We start from the raw sequence: 15,661 nt of genomic DNA on the forward strand, positions 1-15,661 counted from the left end.
CTACTCCGCCGCTGCCAGTGCCAGGTTCTCGAGCGCGATGGAGAGCGCGCCATTGTCATTCCTGACCGGTATGGTGCGCACCGCGCCTTCGTCGGCGCCGAGCGCCTTGCCGGTCTCCAGCGAAATCACCCAGTTGTGCAGCGGGCAGGTGACCGCGTTGCCATGGACGATGCCCTGGCTGAGCGGGCCGCCCTTGTGGGGGCAGTGATCCTCGATCGCAAAGACCTCGTTCTCGGCGGTCCGGAAGACAGCGATCTTGCCGATCGGCGTCTTGACGCAACGGGCGCCGCGAAGCGGAATGTCGCTGATGTCGCCAATAGCTATCCAGTTCATTGTCCTCACCTCATTCCGCTGCCTGGTTGAACCCGACCGTCGCCATCGGCCGGAACTCGTGCTTGTCCTTGCCGGAGACCCGTTCCGACCAGGGATCGACCTGTGCAAATTTCTGGCTGAAGACAAAGCGGTCGTAGTAGCCCTTGCGCTTCTCCGCATCGTCCATGATCTGCCGGCGGATTTCGTCGAGGCCGATGCGCTTTGCCCACTTGTAGATGCGCTCCAGGTAACGGGCCTGTTCGCGGTACATCTGCGTCAGCGCGACGATATGCTCGAGCGCCTCGTCTTCGGTCTTGACGAGCCCCAGAACCTCGGTGCCCTTGATGTCGAGACCGGCGGCACCGGCAAAGTGGATTTCGAAGCCGGAGTCGACGCAGATGACTCCGATGTCCTTGCAGGTCGCCTCGGCGCAGTTGCGCGGGCAGCCGGAGACAGCCATCTTCAGCTTGGCCGGTGTCCACGAGCCCCACATGAACTTTTCGATGCGGATCCCGAGGCCGGTCGAATCCTGGGTGCCGAAGCGACACCATTGCGAGCCGACGCAGGTCTTCACCGTTCGCAAGCCCTTGGCATAGGCCTGGCCGGAGACGAAGCCCGCCTTGCCGAGATCGGCCCAGACGGCCGGCAGGTCCTCCTTCTCGATGCCCAGCAGGTCGATGCGCTGGCCGCCGGTGACCTTGACCAGCGGGACATTGAACTTGTCGACTACATCGGCGATGGCGCGCAGTTCGTTGGAGCTGGTGACGCCGCCCCACATGCGCGGCACGACCGAATAGGTGCCGTCCTTCTGGATATTAGCGTGGACGCGCTCATTGATGAAACGCGACTGGTAGTCGTCGGCATATTCGTCCGGCCAATCGCAGACGAGGTAGTAGTTGAGGGCCGGCCGACATTTGGCGCAGCCGCAGGATGTCTTCCACTCGAGCTCCTGCATGACGGCCGGAATGGTCTTCAACCCCTTCGCCTTGATCAGCCGGCGCACGTCGTCATGGCCGAGCTCGGTGCAGTTGCACATCGGCTGCACGGCGGCCGGGTTGTAGCTCTCGCCAAGCGTGAGCGACATCAACTGCTCGACAAGTCCGGTGCAGGAGCCGCAGGAGGCGGATGCCTTGGTGTGGGCGCGAACCTCGTCGAGCGAGGTCAGGCCCTTGCCGGTGATCGTCGAAACGATCTTGCCCTTGCACACGCCGTTGCAGCCGCAGATTTCCGCATCATCCGGCAAGGCTGCAACGGCCGCCGTAGGGTCCAGAGGGGCTCCTCCCTGGTAGGCCTGGCCGAAGATCAATGTGTCGCGCATTTCGGTGATATCGGTGCCGCGCTTCAACAGGTCGTTGAACCAGGCGCCGTCCGCGGTGTCGCCATAGAGAACCGAACCGATGATGCGGTTCTCCTTGAGCACCAGCCGCTTGTAGATGCCGGCGGTGGCATCGCGAAGCACGATCTCCTCGCGCCCATCGCCATCGGCGAAATCGCCGACGGAATAGAGATTGATGCCGGTCACCTTGAGCTTGGTCGGCGTGTCCGAGTGGACGAAGGCGGCCTTGCGGTCCCCGGCGAGGTGGGAGGCGGCAACCCGCGCCATCTCATAGAGCGGCGCCACGAGGCCGTAAACCATTCCACCGACTTCGGCGCACTCGCCGAGCGCCATGATGTCGCCGTCGGAAGTCTGCATACCGGCGTCGACGACGATGCCGCGGTTGACCGCAAGCCCCGCATCCTTGGCGAGGCCAGCATTCGGCCGAATGCCGACGGCCATCACGACCAGCGTTGCCGGAATGATCCGGCCGTCCTCGAGCTCGATGCCCTCGACCCTGGTTTCGCCGATGATCCGCTTGGTGTTCGCCTTGGTCAGGACCTTGATGCCGCGCTCTTCGACCGCCTTCTGCAAGAGATAGCCGGCGGCCGGATCGAGCTGGCGTTCCATCAGCGTCGGCATGACGTGGAGGACGGTGACCTCCATACCGCGGGCCTTGAGGCCGGCGGCCGCTTCGAGGCCGAGCAGACCGCCGCCGATGACCACCGCCTTCTCGCGCGACTGGGCGGCGAGCAGCATCGCCTGCACGTCATCGAGGTCGCGATAGGTGATGACGCCTTGCAGGTCTTTTCCCGGTACTGGAATGATGAAGGGCACCGAACCGGTGGCGATCACCAACTTGTCGTAGCTTTCGGTGACGCCGTGATCCGACGTCACGGTCTTGGCGGAACGGTCGATCGCGACGATCTTGTGACCCTTGTAAAGTGTGATGCCGTGCTTGATGTACCATCCGTCGCCATGGATGATGATCTCTTCGTAGTCCTTCTCGCCGGACAGTACCGGCGAGAGCATGATGCGGTCGTAATTGACACGCGGCTCGGCGTTGAAGATCGTCACTTGATAGCGCCCGGGCGCCTTTTCGAAGAGCTCTTCCAGCATCCGGCCCGGCGCCATGCCGTTGCCGATGATGACGAGTTTTTCAAGGGTGCTTTCAGCCATTGGGTAATTACTCCGCAGCTTCGACGAAGTGGCGTCGCTCGGCGAGAGAGAGCACGACTTCGCGACAGTTCAGGTGGGTTCGATTGAGGATCGGATGGATGGCCAAAACCCGGTCCCGCAGATAGGCGCGGTTTGACGCGCCCGTTGCGGCTGTCTTCGGGGGACTGCGGCGGAGTGGCCCGCCCATCGAGGTCCTGGTCATGTGCACGTTTCCTCAAAATTTGCCGGCCGGTCCGGGACCGGCACAAAAAAACGCCGCTTGGACATTTGCGCTCCGGGACCTGGAAGAAATCCCCTTGGAGGCAAAGCCTTGCGACGTCGGTGTCTTTGACGGGCGCTGGCGGCGCCCGAGCTCGCTTTCAATCGCCGTTGACTAAAGCAATTTTACAAAAGCAAACGTCGTGCCAGTTTCGGATTATTCGCTTATCTAATTGAATTCGCAATGGAATTTCTAACGCGGCAGGTCTGCCCAATAAATAAACACGGTGTGTTGTGATTAATTTTTGTGCGATGCGGCATTCAAGGGAAGCCTCTGCCGTTGAAACGAGCAGCTTATCGCTCAGACGTCGTCGAGCGAGGCGGGGGGAAGCCCCGCCGCCTTCACTGGGAAGCTCTCGATATATTCCCCGATCCGCTTGGGGTCGAAGACGTGTCCATCCATGAAGCCGTCGCCGGGCATTGCGCCTTCGAGGACAATATCGGTCTCCGCCGGCGGGGCCGCTTGTCCGAGCGCGCGGCGGTAGAGGTCGGGCCGGTAGGCGGAAACGCTCGCCTCCAGCCCCTCGGGGGACAAAGCCGCCTGTCCCCAGCGGACCATTTGGCTGTAGGTCCAGAGCGCCTGGCTCGGGCGGGGGAAATTGGCCGAGCCGGCGTGGAAGACGAAATAGTCGTCGACCACCCGCTGGTTACCTTCGGGATCGATGGTGAATTGACCGGCCAGCACCCGTCGCAGGATATCGACGGGGGCGGCGACGTAGCGCTGCGCGGAAAGGACCTCTGCAAGAGCCGCGCGGTTCTCCGCCGCGTCGCACCAGCGGGCGGCGGCATCGAGCGCGACGAGCAGTCGCGAAACGGTCTCTGGATTGGCCTCGGCCCAGTCGGGCCGCATGCCGATCACCTTTTCCGGCGCCGACGGCCAGATGTCCTGCTTGGTCGCAACGATGCGGCCGACGCCGCGTTCCGAGGCCACCATGTTCCAGGGAGCGCCGACGCAAAAGCCGTCGATCGCCCCGGCCGCCAGCGCGTCGGATGTCATCGGCGGCGGTACGACGACGAGCTTGACGTCGCGGTCCGGATCGACGCCGCCTGCGGCAAGCCAATAGCGGAACTCGTAATTATGCGAGGAAAACGGATAAGTGACGCCAAGCGTCAGCGGCGGACGACCGGCGGCCCGGTCGCGACGGATCACCGCCGCCAGGGCTTGCGCATTGGCCAGAGCGTTGTCGCTCGCGTAGAGTTCGCCCTCCCTCCTCATCTCGGCATAGAGCCGCGTCGACAGGGTGATCGCATTGCCGCCGCGCCCGAGCGAAATGGGCGTGATCGTCGGCGACGGGTTGGAGCCGAGGCCGAGCATCGCCGCGATCGGCATGGGCGCGAGCATGTGCGCGACGTCGAACTGACGAAAGGCCAGCCGGTCGCGCACATTCGCCCAGGAGACATCCTTCACCAGATCGAGGGTGATGCCTTGCTTTTGCGCGAAGCCGAACTCGGCTGCGGCGATCAGCACGGCCGCATCGACGAGCGGAATGAAGCCGGCGCGCACGGTGCGCGACCCTTCTGCTGCCACGATGGACGGAACGGGCAGGGCCTCGCCGGCGGCGAGCTTGCTCGCCTTGGACTCGTCGATATTCGTCAATGCATTCACTCCGGTCTCTCCCGACGCGCTGCTCGATGCGCGTGGCGTCCGTCCCTCATCGAATCAGCAATCCGGCGGCGGTCACCACGCTTTGCGCGATTTCCGAAATCTTCTTTTTCTCGTTCATCGCGGTCTGGCGAAGCAGCGTGAAGGCCTCCTCCTCGGAAAGCCCTCGCATTTTCATGAGAATGCCCTTGGCGCGTTCGACGAGCTTGCGCTCCTCGAGCGCCGATTTCGCCTCGGCAAGCTCGCGCTGCAGCCGGCTGAAGGCGTTGAAGCGGCTGACGGCCATGTCGAGGATCGGTTTGACCCGCTCCTTTCTCAGCCCGTCGATCACGTAGGCCGAGACGCCCGCCTCGACCGCTGCCTCGATCGAGGCCGTGTCGGAGCGGTCGACGAACATGGCGATCGGCCGGCCAACGGTGCGCGTCAGCTGGAAGAGGTGTTCCATCATGTCCCGGTTGGGATTCTCGATATCGATGACGATCACATCGGGCTGCAGCGTCTCGATGATCCGCGCCACCCCATGGACTTCATGGATGACTGTAACATTGCGGTGGCCCGCTTCGCGCAGACCTTCCTCGATGATCGAGGCGCGAATGGCGTTCTCGTCAATGACTAGGATGGTCAGATCTTGATGCGACATGCTGCATCATGATGCAGTGCAGCAACTTTCGCAATATGTCTGTGCCTAAATAATTTGCGGATTATCGAATTGCTCAAATTTAGGGCTAAATGCCCCATCATGCACACATGGCTGCGCAAAAAATGGGCCGTAACTTCCATCTTTGATGGTGGGCGGGGGCGGCGGGCAACCGCGTCGTTTCGCTGGGTCCCGACTCCCGACCTACATCTAAGATTGGCGGGCACAGCCGCGCCGACCTCAATGGGAACTTTTCGCAGACCCGACCGGTTGTAAGTTGCAGCCGTCAGCAAGGATGACGGCTGCAGAGCATGGGAAATGTTGCTATGCAAGCTGTCCTGTTCGTTACGGTTTTGGCTTTACCGCTGGCGGCCGGTCTGTTGCTCATCTGGCTGGGACCGCTCTGGGCCGCGGAGCGCCATTCCGGTGACGGCCGCTATTGGACGGTGCCGAAGCTCGAGAAGACGGACGCTTCGCGCTAGCTGGTGCTGCCGCTGGCGGGCTGCCGCCGTTGATGGCTCATCATCGGGTCCGCCTATGACCCGCACGTCAGCATTTATTACATTCGTTCATGGGGCCAGGTCTCTAAGGCCTGGACAAAATGGGTGAGCCACATATTCGTCTGATGGCCGTCGAGCGCCCGGTGGTCGATGGTCAGCGACACATAGGCCATCGGCCGCACCTGGATCGTGTCGACGCCGTCGATCTCGCGCACAACGACCCGCTTCTCGAGTTTTCCAATCCCGAGGATCGCCGATTGCGGCTGGTTGATGATGATCGGTGTCGCAAGCAAGGAGCCCGATACGCCATGGTTCGAAATGGTGAAGGTGCCACCCCTAACGTCGTCGGGGCCGAGGGCGTTTGCCCGTGCCCGGGCAGTTAGGTCCTGCAGCTTCGCCGCAATCCCGGCGAAGGGGAGATCCTGGGCCTGGTGGATCACCGGCACGATCAGTCCCTTGTCGCCGAGCGCGGTTCCGACGCCGATGTTGATGTCGTCGAAAACTTCGAGCGCATCCTCGTGCCAGCGGCTGTTGACTTCTGGGACGGCGCGCATCGCCGCCACGCAGGCGGAAACGATATAGGCGGTATAGGAGAGAGTGATGCCCTCCGCCCCCAGCTTCGCTTTGTGCACATCCCGGTGGCGCATGACCGCCGAGAAATCGGCTTCGAAGACGGCGGTCACGTGCGGCGCGGTGGTCACCGACGAGAGCATATGCGCGGCGATCGAATTGCGCATGCCGCTGTGCGCTATCTTTCGCGAACGCAGCAAGGTGGCCTTTTCCGCCGGTTCCATCCGCGGTGGCGGTTGGGTGGGCCTCGCCTCGGGCACCGGAGCGCGGCCTTCCGGCCTTTGCGCGAAGGCCCTGTCCATGTCCGCGCGGGTGACGCGGCCGTCCCGGCCGGTGCCGGCAATGGTCGTCGGATCGATCCCGTATTCCTCGGCCGCGTGGCGTACGGCGGGAGAGAAATGCGGTGCCCCCGCATCGCCGGGCGTCCTCAGGGCCGACCCCTGCGCCGGCACGGCGACCTGCTCACGACCGAGTGTTTCGCTGCCGATCCGGCCGAGAACGGCGCCGGGCACGGCATCGTCGCCGTTCTCCATCAGGATTTGCGTGAGAATGCCGTCGGCCGGGGCGGGGACTTCCTGGGTCACCTTGTCGGTTTCGAGCTCGACCAGCGGGTCGCCCGACTTCACGCTTTCGCCGATTTTCTTGAGCCAGTTGCGGACTACGGCCTTCGTCCCCTCCTGCTCGATGGGGGCGTTGATGTCGATGAGGTCGCCCATGCTCAATACTCCAGCAGGTCGGTGATTTTCCGGCGGATCCGTTCCGTCGAGGGGACCGCCCAGTCGAGCAGGACCGGATTATGGGGACTTGGAATATCCGGCATGGTGAGCCGCGAGACCGGAGCGTCGAGATCGATGAAGGCTTCGTCGGCGACGGCCGCGGCGATTTCGGCACCGAAACCGGCAGTGCCGAGATCCTCGTGAACGATCAGGCAGCGGCGGGTGCGGCGGACCGAGGAAAGCACCGCGTCGCGGTCCCAGGGCATCAATGTCCTGAGGTCGATGACGTCGGCGGAAATCCCCTCTGCCGCCTCCTCGCAGCGGTGCACCATCGCGCCCCAGGTGACGATCGTGACGTCTTTGCCTTGGCGCGTGAACTTCGCCTTGCCGAAGGGCAGGGCGAAGGCGTCGCCTGGATAGGGGCGGCGCGCCCAGGCATGGTCCAGCATGGCGCGGTGCTCGAAGAAGATCACCGGGTCGTTGCCGCGCAACGACGTTCTGAGGAGCCCGACGGCATCCTCGGCGTTGGAGGGAACGGCGACCTTCCAGCCCGGCTGGTGGACGAAGGCGACCTCGTTCGTCTGGCTGTGCCACGGGTCGCCGCATTTGAAGAAGCCGCCCGGCATGCGCAGGACGATCGGGGCGGCGAAGCGGTTGTTCGTGCGCCAGCGGACCGTGCCGCAATCATTGATCTGTTCCATCGCCGGTTCCGCATATTTGCGGAACTGGATTTCGGGAACGGGCACGAGGCCGGCGAGCGCCATTCCGACGGCGCGGCCGACGATGCCTTCCTCCGAAAGCGAGGTGTCGAACACGCGGGCCGCGCCGTATTTCTCCTGCAATCCGAGGGTCACGGCATGGACGCCGCCCTTGGGGCCGATATCCTCGCCGAACAGGATGACCTTGTCATTGATCGACATTTCGAGGTCGAGCGTCCGCCGGATTGCGGTCACCATGTTGATCCGCTGGCCGTCGCCCGTCGGCGTGTCGGTCGCTGCGGGTGGTTGGTAACCGCTACAGTGCTGGCCGCCCATCGCCTGCATCTCGCCCTCGAAGAAGACATTGCGGGTCAGCGTTGCGGGATCGGCGACCGGCCGCGACTCGGCCTCCAGGCGTGCCTGTTCGGCCGCCGCCCTGGCAGCGCCGGCGACCTCTTCCCATTCCCTTTCGCTCAAGACGGCAGGAACCAGATAGTCCTTCAGCCGCGGCAACGGGTCGCGCGCCCATTCGCTTCTGATGAGCTCTTCGCTCTTGTAGGCCTGCGTGTCCTGGAAGCTGTGTCCCTCGAGGCGGGGCACCCGCAGGCGCAGCAGGACGGGCCGGCGTTCGTCGCGAACGAGGTCCACGGCGCCTCCGGTGAGCCGTGCGGCCTCCTCCGGATCAGAGCCGTCGCCATCGAGAATGGTGAGGTTTTTCCAGGCCGCGAGATTGGCGGCGATGTTGCCCTCGGGTGTCTGCAAGGTCGAGGGGACCGAAATGCCGAAGCCGTTGTCTTCGATATAAAAGAGCATCGGCAGGCTCTGCGTCGTGGCGACCGTCAGCGCCGACCAGAAGCCGTTGGAGGCGACCGAAGCGTCGCCGCCGAGGACGACGGCGATGTCGCGGTCGTAATCCCGGTTTTTGAGGTGCTTTCTGAAATAGGCGATCGCCTGCGCCCATCCGGCCGTCGGCGTGTATTGCGATCCGACGCCGCCGCACATCGGCAGCGCCGAGGCGCCGTTCGGATTGGGATAGTTGAAGACGACGCCGATGTCGCGGCCGTCGGAATAGCCGCCGGCGCGCGCCATGGCCGAGCCGAGCGCGTCGGCCGGATCGACGCCGAGCGACAGCAGCAGTGGGCGGGAACGGTAATAGCCGCAGGCTGCGTCATGCTTACCCGTGAGCTTCAGCCCCAGCAGGATCTGCGCCATGTCATGGCCGCGGGCCGAAAACTGATAGAGGACCTTCTTCTCAGGGACGAGGCGTTTCTCCTCCATCTCGTCGAGTTCGCGGGACAGAAGCGTGAGATGCACCACCCGCTTCCAGGCGATGCTCTCGTCCGGTGCGTTCCGGCGGTCCGGTTTGAGTGCAGCCTGTCCCATTGCCTTATCTCCTCCAGGTTCCTCACTGGAAGAGTAGCTCGCCTCGGGCGCAAATCGGTTTCAATCTTGCAGCATTTTCGATATCCATTGATGAACCTGTTTCATTTTCGAAAGAATTATGATGAGCACGTTCAATCTCGATACGGTCGACCGAAAGATCCTGAGAATCCTCCAGGAACAGGCCGATATCAGCCACGCTGCGCTGGCCGAGGCGGTGGGTGCCTCGCCGGCCTCCTGCTGGCGGCGGATCAAGGCGCTCGATACGGCCGGCGTGCTCGGAAAGGCCGTTCGGCTCGTCAATCCGGACCTGGTCGGGCGTGGTCTGAACGTCTTCTGTCATGTGCGGATGAAGTCGCACGACCTGGTCGCCCGCCGAAGCTTCGAACGCTTCGTCGAGAGCCACGAAGAAGTGCTGGAATGCTATTCGATGTCGGGCGAGTGGGACTATCTCTTGCGCGTCGTCGTGGCGGACGTTGCCGATTACGAGCGATTGCTGATGCACGGCATCCTGACGCATGACGCGGTGGCGAACTCGTCCTCGCATTTCGCCCTGAAGAGCGTGAAATACTCGACCGCCGTTCCGGTGTAGTGGCCTGCAGCTAAGCAGCCTGTGCTTCGAGCAGGGCAAGGCGCCTTTTAGTCTCCTCGGTGACGTCGGGGAGCGGACCGAACCCGCTGACGAAGGTCCGCCCGATATGGGCGTCGGCTAAGGGCGACAGGAGCCGGTAAAGCGCGGCGAATAGGCGGCGTGCCTCCATGCCGGGCCAATCCTCGGGCAATGCGGCAGCAGGCAGGCGGGGGTCATGCAACAGGACGGTGCGGAACCGGTGGATCAGAAGCAGCCGCATCGTTAGCGCCGCGGCCGGCGCTAGGCTCTGCGCAAGAAGGACCACCGGTGCGAACTGGTCGATGAATCGGCGATAGGCGGCAGCGTGCGGTGCGAGGTCCCAATAGGTCTGGACAAAGGCGGCGAGCGCCTTCGAATCGGGCGAGTCGGCGCGCAGCACCAGGGCGTCGGCCGATCCCGGCCTCTCTCTCGCAGGCCCGATGGCGAGGCGCGGGTCTAGCCGTGCGTAGCCGGCGCGCTCGAGGGCCTGCATCCTTTCCTCGGCCCGGGCGCCGCTCAGATGCACCAGTTGCCAGCTTTCCGCCTGCGCGCTGCCGAAAATGATCCGTGCCGCGGCAGCGAATGCGCTGCCGGCTGCTTTCGAAAGGCGATAGTAGCTGCGCCGTCCTTCTCTCTCGCCGAGCAACTGCCCGGCCGCGACCAGCCGCGAGACGGCGGTTCGCACCAGCGTTTCGCTGATGCCGACCGCGGCGCAGGTGTCGATCAGATTGCCGATCCAAACGACGCCGCCGCGGGGCTCCACGACGTCTCCATAGATCGTCACGATGAAGCCGGCGGCCTTCAGGGGCGTCTCGGCGAGAATGTTCTCGACAAGTTCCGCTATGCGACCGTCTGCCTCGCCTTCTGCCATTATTCGACTCGCGCCTTCTCTCCCAGCCCGATCACATTCCATGGGCTGTGGCAGAACACAATGGAGAAGCCATGGAGGCGAGCTATTCGATCAGCCAAAGCGCACTGCCGTTCAGACATCCGCCATTTCGGTGAACGGAGGCAGCCGGCTCAGCATCGTCGTCCAGAGACTGGTTGCGTTGAAATTCCAGTCTCGCGGAGCCGCACGTCTTTCCGCCGGCATCCGTTGCAGCGCTTCAAGAAGCTCGAGTGCATCGATGCGCTTCTGGTCGACATAGTTGGCGCGCAGCATCACCGCATCGGTTCCGGACGCAAAGCCCGCGCGGGCAAAGATCGCGGCCCAGCTCCGTTCCTTGTAGAACAGGCTTGCCGCCGCATCGGCGGTGCGCGCCGCATCCGAGTGCGATAACAGATTCTGCTCCGTGAGGTGGCGCAGCGTCGCACGCAGATTGACGAGCGGCACCGTAAGCGGCGCATAGCCGAGTTCCCGTGGTGCATGCAGCAGTGCCACGTCCGAGTCGTCCACCGTCTCGCCGTCGATATACTGGCGAAAAACGGCACCGATCCCGACCATGCCGAAGGGGGCGCATTCGGCCGCCCGCAGGGCGCCCATGCTGGCGGCGCCGAGGACTGCGACACCCTGAGAGAGGGCGAATAGTATTTCCTTGTGCCAGACGGGAGCGACATATTCGAAATTCCCGTCGATCAGGCCGATGGCCGTGGCCCCTTCGTTGACGGCGCGGACGAGATCGCCCTGCGTGGCGGGCGGCCGGACGGCCAGTGCGTCGCCGGCAATTCTGGCCGCATCGGGGACGGTCGGGCCGACGAATAGGATTTTCATGCAGCAGTCCAAAGCGCTGCAGCAGCCGTTGCGCGCCTGATAGGACGCGCGGCGCTGCAGGTCTTAGCTGTGCAAGGGTTCGGCATGGCGGGCCGCCGACGGCACGGCCGACTGTTCCGCCTCGCCGGAATTTGCCATGGCGGCGACGAGGGCGATGATCTTCTTCCGCAAGACCGGATCGGCGATCTTCAGGAATGCCCTGTTGAGCGCGATCCCCTCCTTGGAGGCGACAAAGGAAGAGATTTCGTGCGACTCATGCACATCGGCCGCAGTTTCTCGCGCCTCTGGCTTCTCGTCCTGCTGGAAGAAGAAGCTCGGATGCACGCCGAGAATATCGGCGATCGCCTGCAACCGGCTCGCGCCGATGCGGTTCGTGCCCTTCTCGTATTTCTGCACCTGCTGGAATGTGATCCCGAGGCCGTCGGCGAGTTTTTCCTGGCTCATTCCGACCATCAATCTGCGCATTCTGACCCGCGAACCAACGAAGGTATCGATCGGATTTGGATTCTTCTTCATTAAACGATTCTCCTCGCGATCTCTCACTACAGTTATATGTAAGTCTGCTCGCATAAGCGAGCGGATGCAATCACTGCGCGCTAAATTCTATGGTTGAAACGGCGCTTTTGCGGCAAGGAGGAGTATTGGCCGCGTGTCGCTGCGAAATGAATCGCTACCCTGCAAGGCCGGACGCTGCCGAGGCAAGGGCGGCGAAGCCGAAAGCGATGAGGAGAAATCCGGAAAGACGCGAGGTCCAGGCGGAAAAACCGTCGGGCAGCCGGGTCTTGGCAAGGGCGACGCCGCCGCTCAGGAGGCACCACCAGCCGAGCGATCCGAGGAAGACACCGGCGACCAGGATCGCGGCGCTCCCTCCATCGCCGACGGCGGCAAGCCCGAGGCCCGCAAAGATCGCCGCGAAGGTCAGGATCGTGGTCGGGTTCGCCATCGTCAGCAGGAAGGTCGCGGTGGTGGTGTGCAGCAGATCGCGTGCACCGATCTCGGCCGCCGCCGCCATCGGCCGCGGCGTCAATCCTCGCCAGCCGAGCCAGAGCATGAAGACACCGCCGAAGACGCCGAGCGGCACCGAAAGCGTCGCGAGAAACGTCGCAAAGGCCGCAAAGCCGGCAGCCGCCATCATCGCATAGGTTGCATCGGCCAGCGCCGTGCCGAGACCGCCGGCGACGCCGGCCCAGAAGCCGCGCTCGAGCGTACGGCTGATGCACAGCGCGCCGATCGGGCCGAGCGGTGCAGCAATGGCAAGGCCGAGGAGCAGCCCCTTCGCGAAGAGGAACAGGGTCATGATCTCACTCGCTTCGCCTCGTCGCCCGCGGGCAAGGTGACCGGACGTTCCGTGGCGGTGGAGAGCGCCAGGACAGTCTCGCTGCGGGCGAGATAGCGGCGCGCCTTCAGTTCCGCTAGAAACGGTTCGATGTCGCCGAGCGTCGGCATGCGCACCTTGGCGCAGTAGGACCAGGCGCCGGTCACGTGATGGCACTCGGCAACCGCCGGGTGGGAGGCGATGAAGCTGCGAAACTCGCTCTCGTCGGCATCGGTCGCCAGCGCGATCCAGACGAAGGCAAGCACGTCGAAGCCGAGGATCCGGTGATCGACCTCGAGCGTGAAGCGGCGGATGACGCCGCTCGTCACCAGGCGGCGGATGCGTTCGTTGACCGCCGAGGGCGAAAGGTCCACCGCGGCGCCGATGTCCGTCAGCGAGGCACGAGCGTCGTTGGCTAGGATTCCAATGATTTTTTTGTCTGTAATGTCCATTACAGAAAAATACATTGCAAGGCAGCTAATGTACAGAGAATATTTAAGGTGCTCCCCGCGGCAGATCGATGTCCTTCAGAGCATCGAGCGGCCCGGTCAGTGCCGTCCTCGGCGGCACGAGCACCGGCTCCACCAGATGGATGCGCGCCGCCGCCCGGGGTTGTTCGATCACCTCGAAGGCCTTGGCGATCATTCCTTCAACATCCTGCCGGATCATGATGACGGGAAAAGGGAGAAACGAGGCGAAAGGGTCGTAGTCGTAACAGCCGACGACGAGGTCGATGAAATTGTTATGCGGATGCTCGGCCATGAAGCGCAACAGGCCTTCGAAGTTGATCGACGAATTGACGAAGAGGCCGCGCGGCAGCTTGCCGTGCCGGGCGTAGAAGGCGTCGAAGGCCTTCCGCGCATTGTTCGCGGCATAGCCGGTCGGCTGGATGCATTCGTCCGGATCGTCGCCGAGGAGTTCCTTTTTCACGGCGCGGAAGCCGCGGATCCGCTCATGGCTCGCATGGTCGTTGCGGCCGCCGAAAAGGTAGAGATCGCGCGGCTGGAGCGGCCGGTCGGCGGGAAAGTGGCGGATGATCGCCTCGGTCAGCAGCCGGCCGCCTTCGAAATTGTCGCTGATGACGGACGGGACCTTCGTGCCCGGCAGGTCGATATTGATGTGCTTCAGGCCGGCCGCTTCGCAGACCTCGTGAACCCCGTCCGGATCCGTCGCGCCGCAGATGAACAATTCGTCGATCGAATAGGAGATCAGCGTCTCGGCGGTCTTGCGCTCCTCCTCCGGGTCGCGGCTGGCGCTGACGACGATCGGGCACTGGCCCTTGCTGCGCACATGCGCCTCGAAGGTCTGGGCGAGCGAGGAGAAGTAACGGTTGTCGTGCACCGGCAGGAGCAACCCGACGAGGCCCGAGCGCGAGCTGCGCAAACCGCGCGCCTGGCGGTTGGCGGTATACTGGTGGGTCTCGGCGAGGCTGCGAATGAGCTCGGCGGTGCTTTCCTTGATGCGCCGCTTGCGCCAGGTGCCGTTCAGCACGGCGCTCACCGTCGAAGGCGAGCTGCCCGAGAGCACCGAGAGATCGTAGATCGTCGCCTTCTTCTTGCCGCTGTTCGCCATCTGAGCCCCCTCGAATCTCTTAGAGCCGATTTCCGCTTGACGAAAGATTAAGTCTGCAGGATAGTCTCTGCACCATCGATTGTGCAAACAAGAAATATCGATTGCGCACGGCGTGGGTCGCCTGAGGAGGCGACGGTCAGCGGCGGGAAACTCGCTTCTCGTCAAGGAGGATTGAAACTGGAGGCCGGCGCGCAAGCGCCCGGGAGAGTTCCCGTTGCGGGAACCTGTGGAGGAGAGACATGATCAAGACATTTCTTGCTGCCGCTCTGGCGGCTTCGCTTTCGCTCGCCGGTGCCTTTTCCGTCGCGGCGCAGGATGCGCCGAAGGTCGGCGTAGTCGTCAAGATCGGCGGCATTCCGTGGTTCAACGCCATGGAAATGGGCATCAAGGAGCGCGGCCAGAAGCTCGGCCTCGACGCCTTCATGGTCGGTCCGACGAGCGCCGACCCGGCCCTGCAGGTTCGCGCCATCGAGGATCTGATCGCCCAGGGCGTCAAAGTCATCGGCGTCGTGCCTAACGATGCCAAGGTGCTGGAGCCGGTCCTCACCAAGGCGAAGGAGAAGGGCATCATCGTCATCACCCACGAATCGCCGAACCAAAAGGGGGCCGACTGGGACTTCGAGCTTGCCTCGTCCCAGGGCTTCGGCGAGGCGCACGGCAAGCTGCTGGCTGAGAAGATGGGCGGCAAGGGCGAGTATGCGGTCTTCGTCGGCTCGCTGACCGTGCCGCTGCACAATGCCTGGGCTGATGCGGCGATCGCCTATATCAAGAAGAACTACCCGGAGATGACCCTGGTCGGCGAGCGCTACGGCGTTGCCGAGGATGTCGACAAGAGCCGCTCGACGGCGCTTGACCTGATCTCCGCTCATCCGAACCTCAAAGGCTTCCTCGCCTTCGGCAGCCAGGGCCCGATCGGCGCCGGCCGTGCGATCGAGGAACGCCGCAAAGTGGGCGAGATCTTCGTTCTCGGGCCCTTCTCGCCCGGACAGGGCCAGAAGCTGGTGAAGTCCGACGCGATCTCCGGCGGCTTCATGTGGAATCCGAAGCAGGCGGGCGAAGTCTTCGTGACGATGGCCGATAAGTTGCTCAAGGGCGAGGAGATCAAGGACGGCGACGAGATCGAAGGCCTGGGCGTCGTCCATCCGGACTTCCAGAACCGCAACATCATCGTCGACCAGCTGGTACCGATCAACAAGGACACCGTCGCCGACCTCGCCGCGATGGGTCTCTGACGGTGTTTCCAGGCGGGATGCGCGCCGTGCATCCCGCCCTACAGCACCGTACA

The 15,661-nt window shown here is 63.6% G+C and carries 16 protein-coding genes; 3 read left to right on the forward strand and 13 right to left on the reverse strand.

Annotated elements, in window-relative coordinates; all coding sequences use genetic code 11:
* The 5 genes from nirD to CO656_RS00945 form a co-directional block, all read right to left on the reverse strand.
* Positions 1-333 carry a nitrite reductase small subunit NirD gene (gene nirD / locus CO656_RS00925; RefSeq protein ID WP_037416566.1) on the reverse strand — a complete coding sequence of 111 codons (333 nt, stop codon included), beginning with the start codon at positions 331-333 and terminating at the stop codon, positions 1-3.
* A 10-nt stretch (positions 334-343) separates the two neighbouring features.
* A complete protein-coding gene (gene nirB, locus CO656_RS00930) occupies positions 344-2,806 on the reverse strand; it encodes a nitrite reductase large subunit NirB (RefSeq protein WP_097524479.1) in 2,463 nt (820 codons plus the stop codon).
* 7 nt (positions 2,807-2,813) lie between these two features.
* Positions 2,814-3,008 (reverse strand): hypothetical protein, encoded by a 195-nt coding sequence (locus CO656_RS00935; RefSeq protein ID WP_037416572.1) that lies wholly within the window; start codon positions 3,006-3,008, stop codon positions 2,814-2,816.
* A 357-nt stretch (positions 3,009-3,365) separates the two neighbouring features.
* Complete coding sequence (locus CO656_RS00940) at positions 3,366-4,610, reverse strand: CmpA/NrtA family ABC transporter substrate-binding protein (RefSeq protein ID WP_234819632.1); 1,245 nt, start codon at positions 4,608-4,610, stop codon at positions 3,366-3,368.
* Between the two features lie 106 nt (positions 4,611-4,716).
* Positions 4,717-5,307, reverse strand: coding sequence for an ANTAR domain-containing response regulator (locus CO656_RS00945; RefSeq protein WP_097524481.1), 591 nt, complete (start codon positions 5,305-5,307; stop codon positions 4,717-4,719).
* Positions 5,308-5,630: 323 nt separating this feature from the next.
* Between CO656_RS00945 and CO656_RS30075 the strand changes: the two genes are divergently transcribed.
* Positions 5,631-5,786, forward strand: coding sequence for a hypothetical protein (locus tag CO656_RS30075; protein WP_158255700.1), 156 nt, complete (start codon positions 5,631-5,633; stop codon positions 5,784-5,786).
* A gap of 77 nt (positions 5,787-5,863) precedes the next feature.
* Here CO656_RS30075 and CO656_RS00950 read toward each other — a convergent pair whose 3' ends face one another.
* Together CO656_RS00950 and CO656_RS00955 are read right to left on the reverse strand one after the other, a co-directional pair.
* A complete protein-coding gene (locus tag CO656_RS00950) occupies positions 5,864-7,090 on the reverse strand; it encodes a 2-oxo acid dehydrogenase subunit E2 (RefSeq protein WP_097524482.1) in 1,227 nt (408 codons plus the stop codon).
* Between the two features lie 2 nt (positions 7,091-7,092).
* Positions 7,093-9,171: a transketolase C-terminal domain-containing protein gene (locus CO656_RS00955; RefSeq protein WP_097524483.1), complete on the reverse strand. Its 2,079-nt coding sequence runs from the start codon at positions 9,169-9,171 to the stop codon at positions 7,093-7,095.
* A gap of 118 nt (positions 9,172-9,289) precedes the next feature.
* Here CO656_RS00955 and CO656_RS00960 point away from each other — a divergent pair, with 118 nt between their 5' ends.
* A complete protein-coding gene (locus tag CO656_RS00960) occupies positions 9,290-9,760 on the forward strand; it encodes an Lrp/AsnC family transcriptional regulator (protein WP_097524484.1) in 471 nt (156 codons plus the stop codon).
* Between the two features lie 10 nt (positions 9,761-9,770).
* On the opposite strand, the gene CO656_RS00965 is transcribed toward CO656_RS00960, so the two are convergent.
* The 6 genes from CO656_RS00965 to CO656_RS00990 all read right to left on the reverse strand — a co-directional run bounded on the left by CO656_RS00965 (position 9,771) and on the right by CO656_RS00990 (position 14,376).
* Entirely contained in the window at positions 9,771-10,649 is an 879-nt protein-coding gene (locus tag CO656_RS00965; RefSeq protein WP_179864672.1) for a PaaX family transcriptional regulator C-terminal domain-containing protein, read from the reverse strand.
* 111 nt (positions 10,650-10,760) lie between these two features.
* Entirely contained in the window at positions 10,761-11,489 is a 729-nt protein-coding gene (locus CO656_RS00970) for a TfuA-like protein (RefSeq protein WP_097524486.1), read from the reverse strand.
* A 63-nt stretch (positions 11,490-11,552) separates the two neighbouring features.
* The gene (locus CO656_RS00975; RefSeq protein WP_037416631.1) at positions 11,553-12,005 is read right to left on the reverse strand and encodes a helix-turn-helix transcriptional regulator; all 453 of its coding nucleotides are present in this window, start codon (positions 12,003-12,005) and stop codon (positions 11,553-11,555) included.
* 154 nt (positions 12,006-12,159) lie between these two features.
* Entirely contained in the window at positions 12,160-12,786 is a 627-nt protein-coding gene (locus CO656_RS00980; protein ID WP_097524487.1) for a LysE family transporter, read from the reverse strand.
* Positions 12,783-13,256: an Lrp/AsnC family transcriptional regulator gene (locus tag CO656_RS00985; RefSeq protein WP_037384241.1), complete on the reverse strand. Its 474-nt coding sequence runs from the start codon at positions 13,254-13,256 to the stop codon at positions 12,783-12,785. The genes CO656_RS00980 and CO656_RS00985 overlap by 4 nt, the downstream gene beginning before the upstream one ends.
* Before the next feature lie 43 nt (positions 13,257-13,299).
* The gene (locus tag CO656_RS00990) at positions 13,300-14,376 is read right to left on the reverse strand and encodes a LacI family DNA-binding transcriptional regulator (RefSeq protein ID WP_097524488.1); all 1,077 of its coding nucleotides are present in this window, start codon (positions 14,374-14,376) and stop codon (positions 13,300-13,302) included.
* 239 nt (positions 14,377-14,615) lie between these two features.
* Here CO656_RS00990 and CO656_RS00995 point away from each other — a divergent pair, with 239 nt between their 5' ends.
* A complete protein-coding gene (locus CO656_RS00995; RefSeq protein WP_083853938.1) occupies positions 14,616-15,608 on the forward strand; it encodes an autoinducer 2 ABC transporter substrate-binding protein in 993 nt (330 codons plus the stop codon).
* The last annotated feature ends 53 nt before the right edge of the window (positions 15,609-15,661 follow it).

Source organism: Sinorhizobium sp. FG01 (assembly GCF_002531875.1).
Classification (GTDB): domain Bacteria; phylum Pseudomonadota; class Alphaproteobacteria; order Rhizobiales; family Rhizobiaceae; genus Sinorhizobium; species Sinorhizobium fredii_C.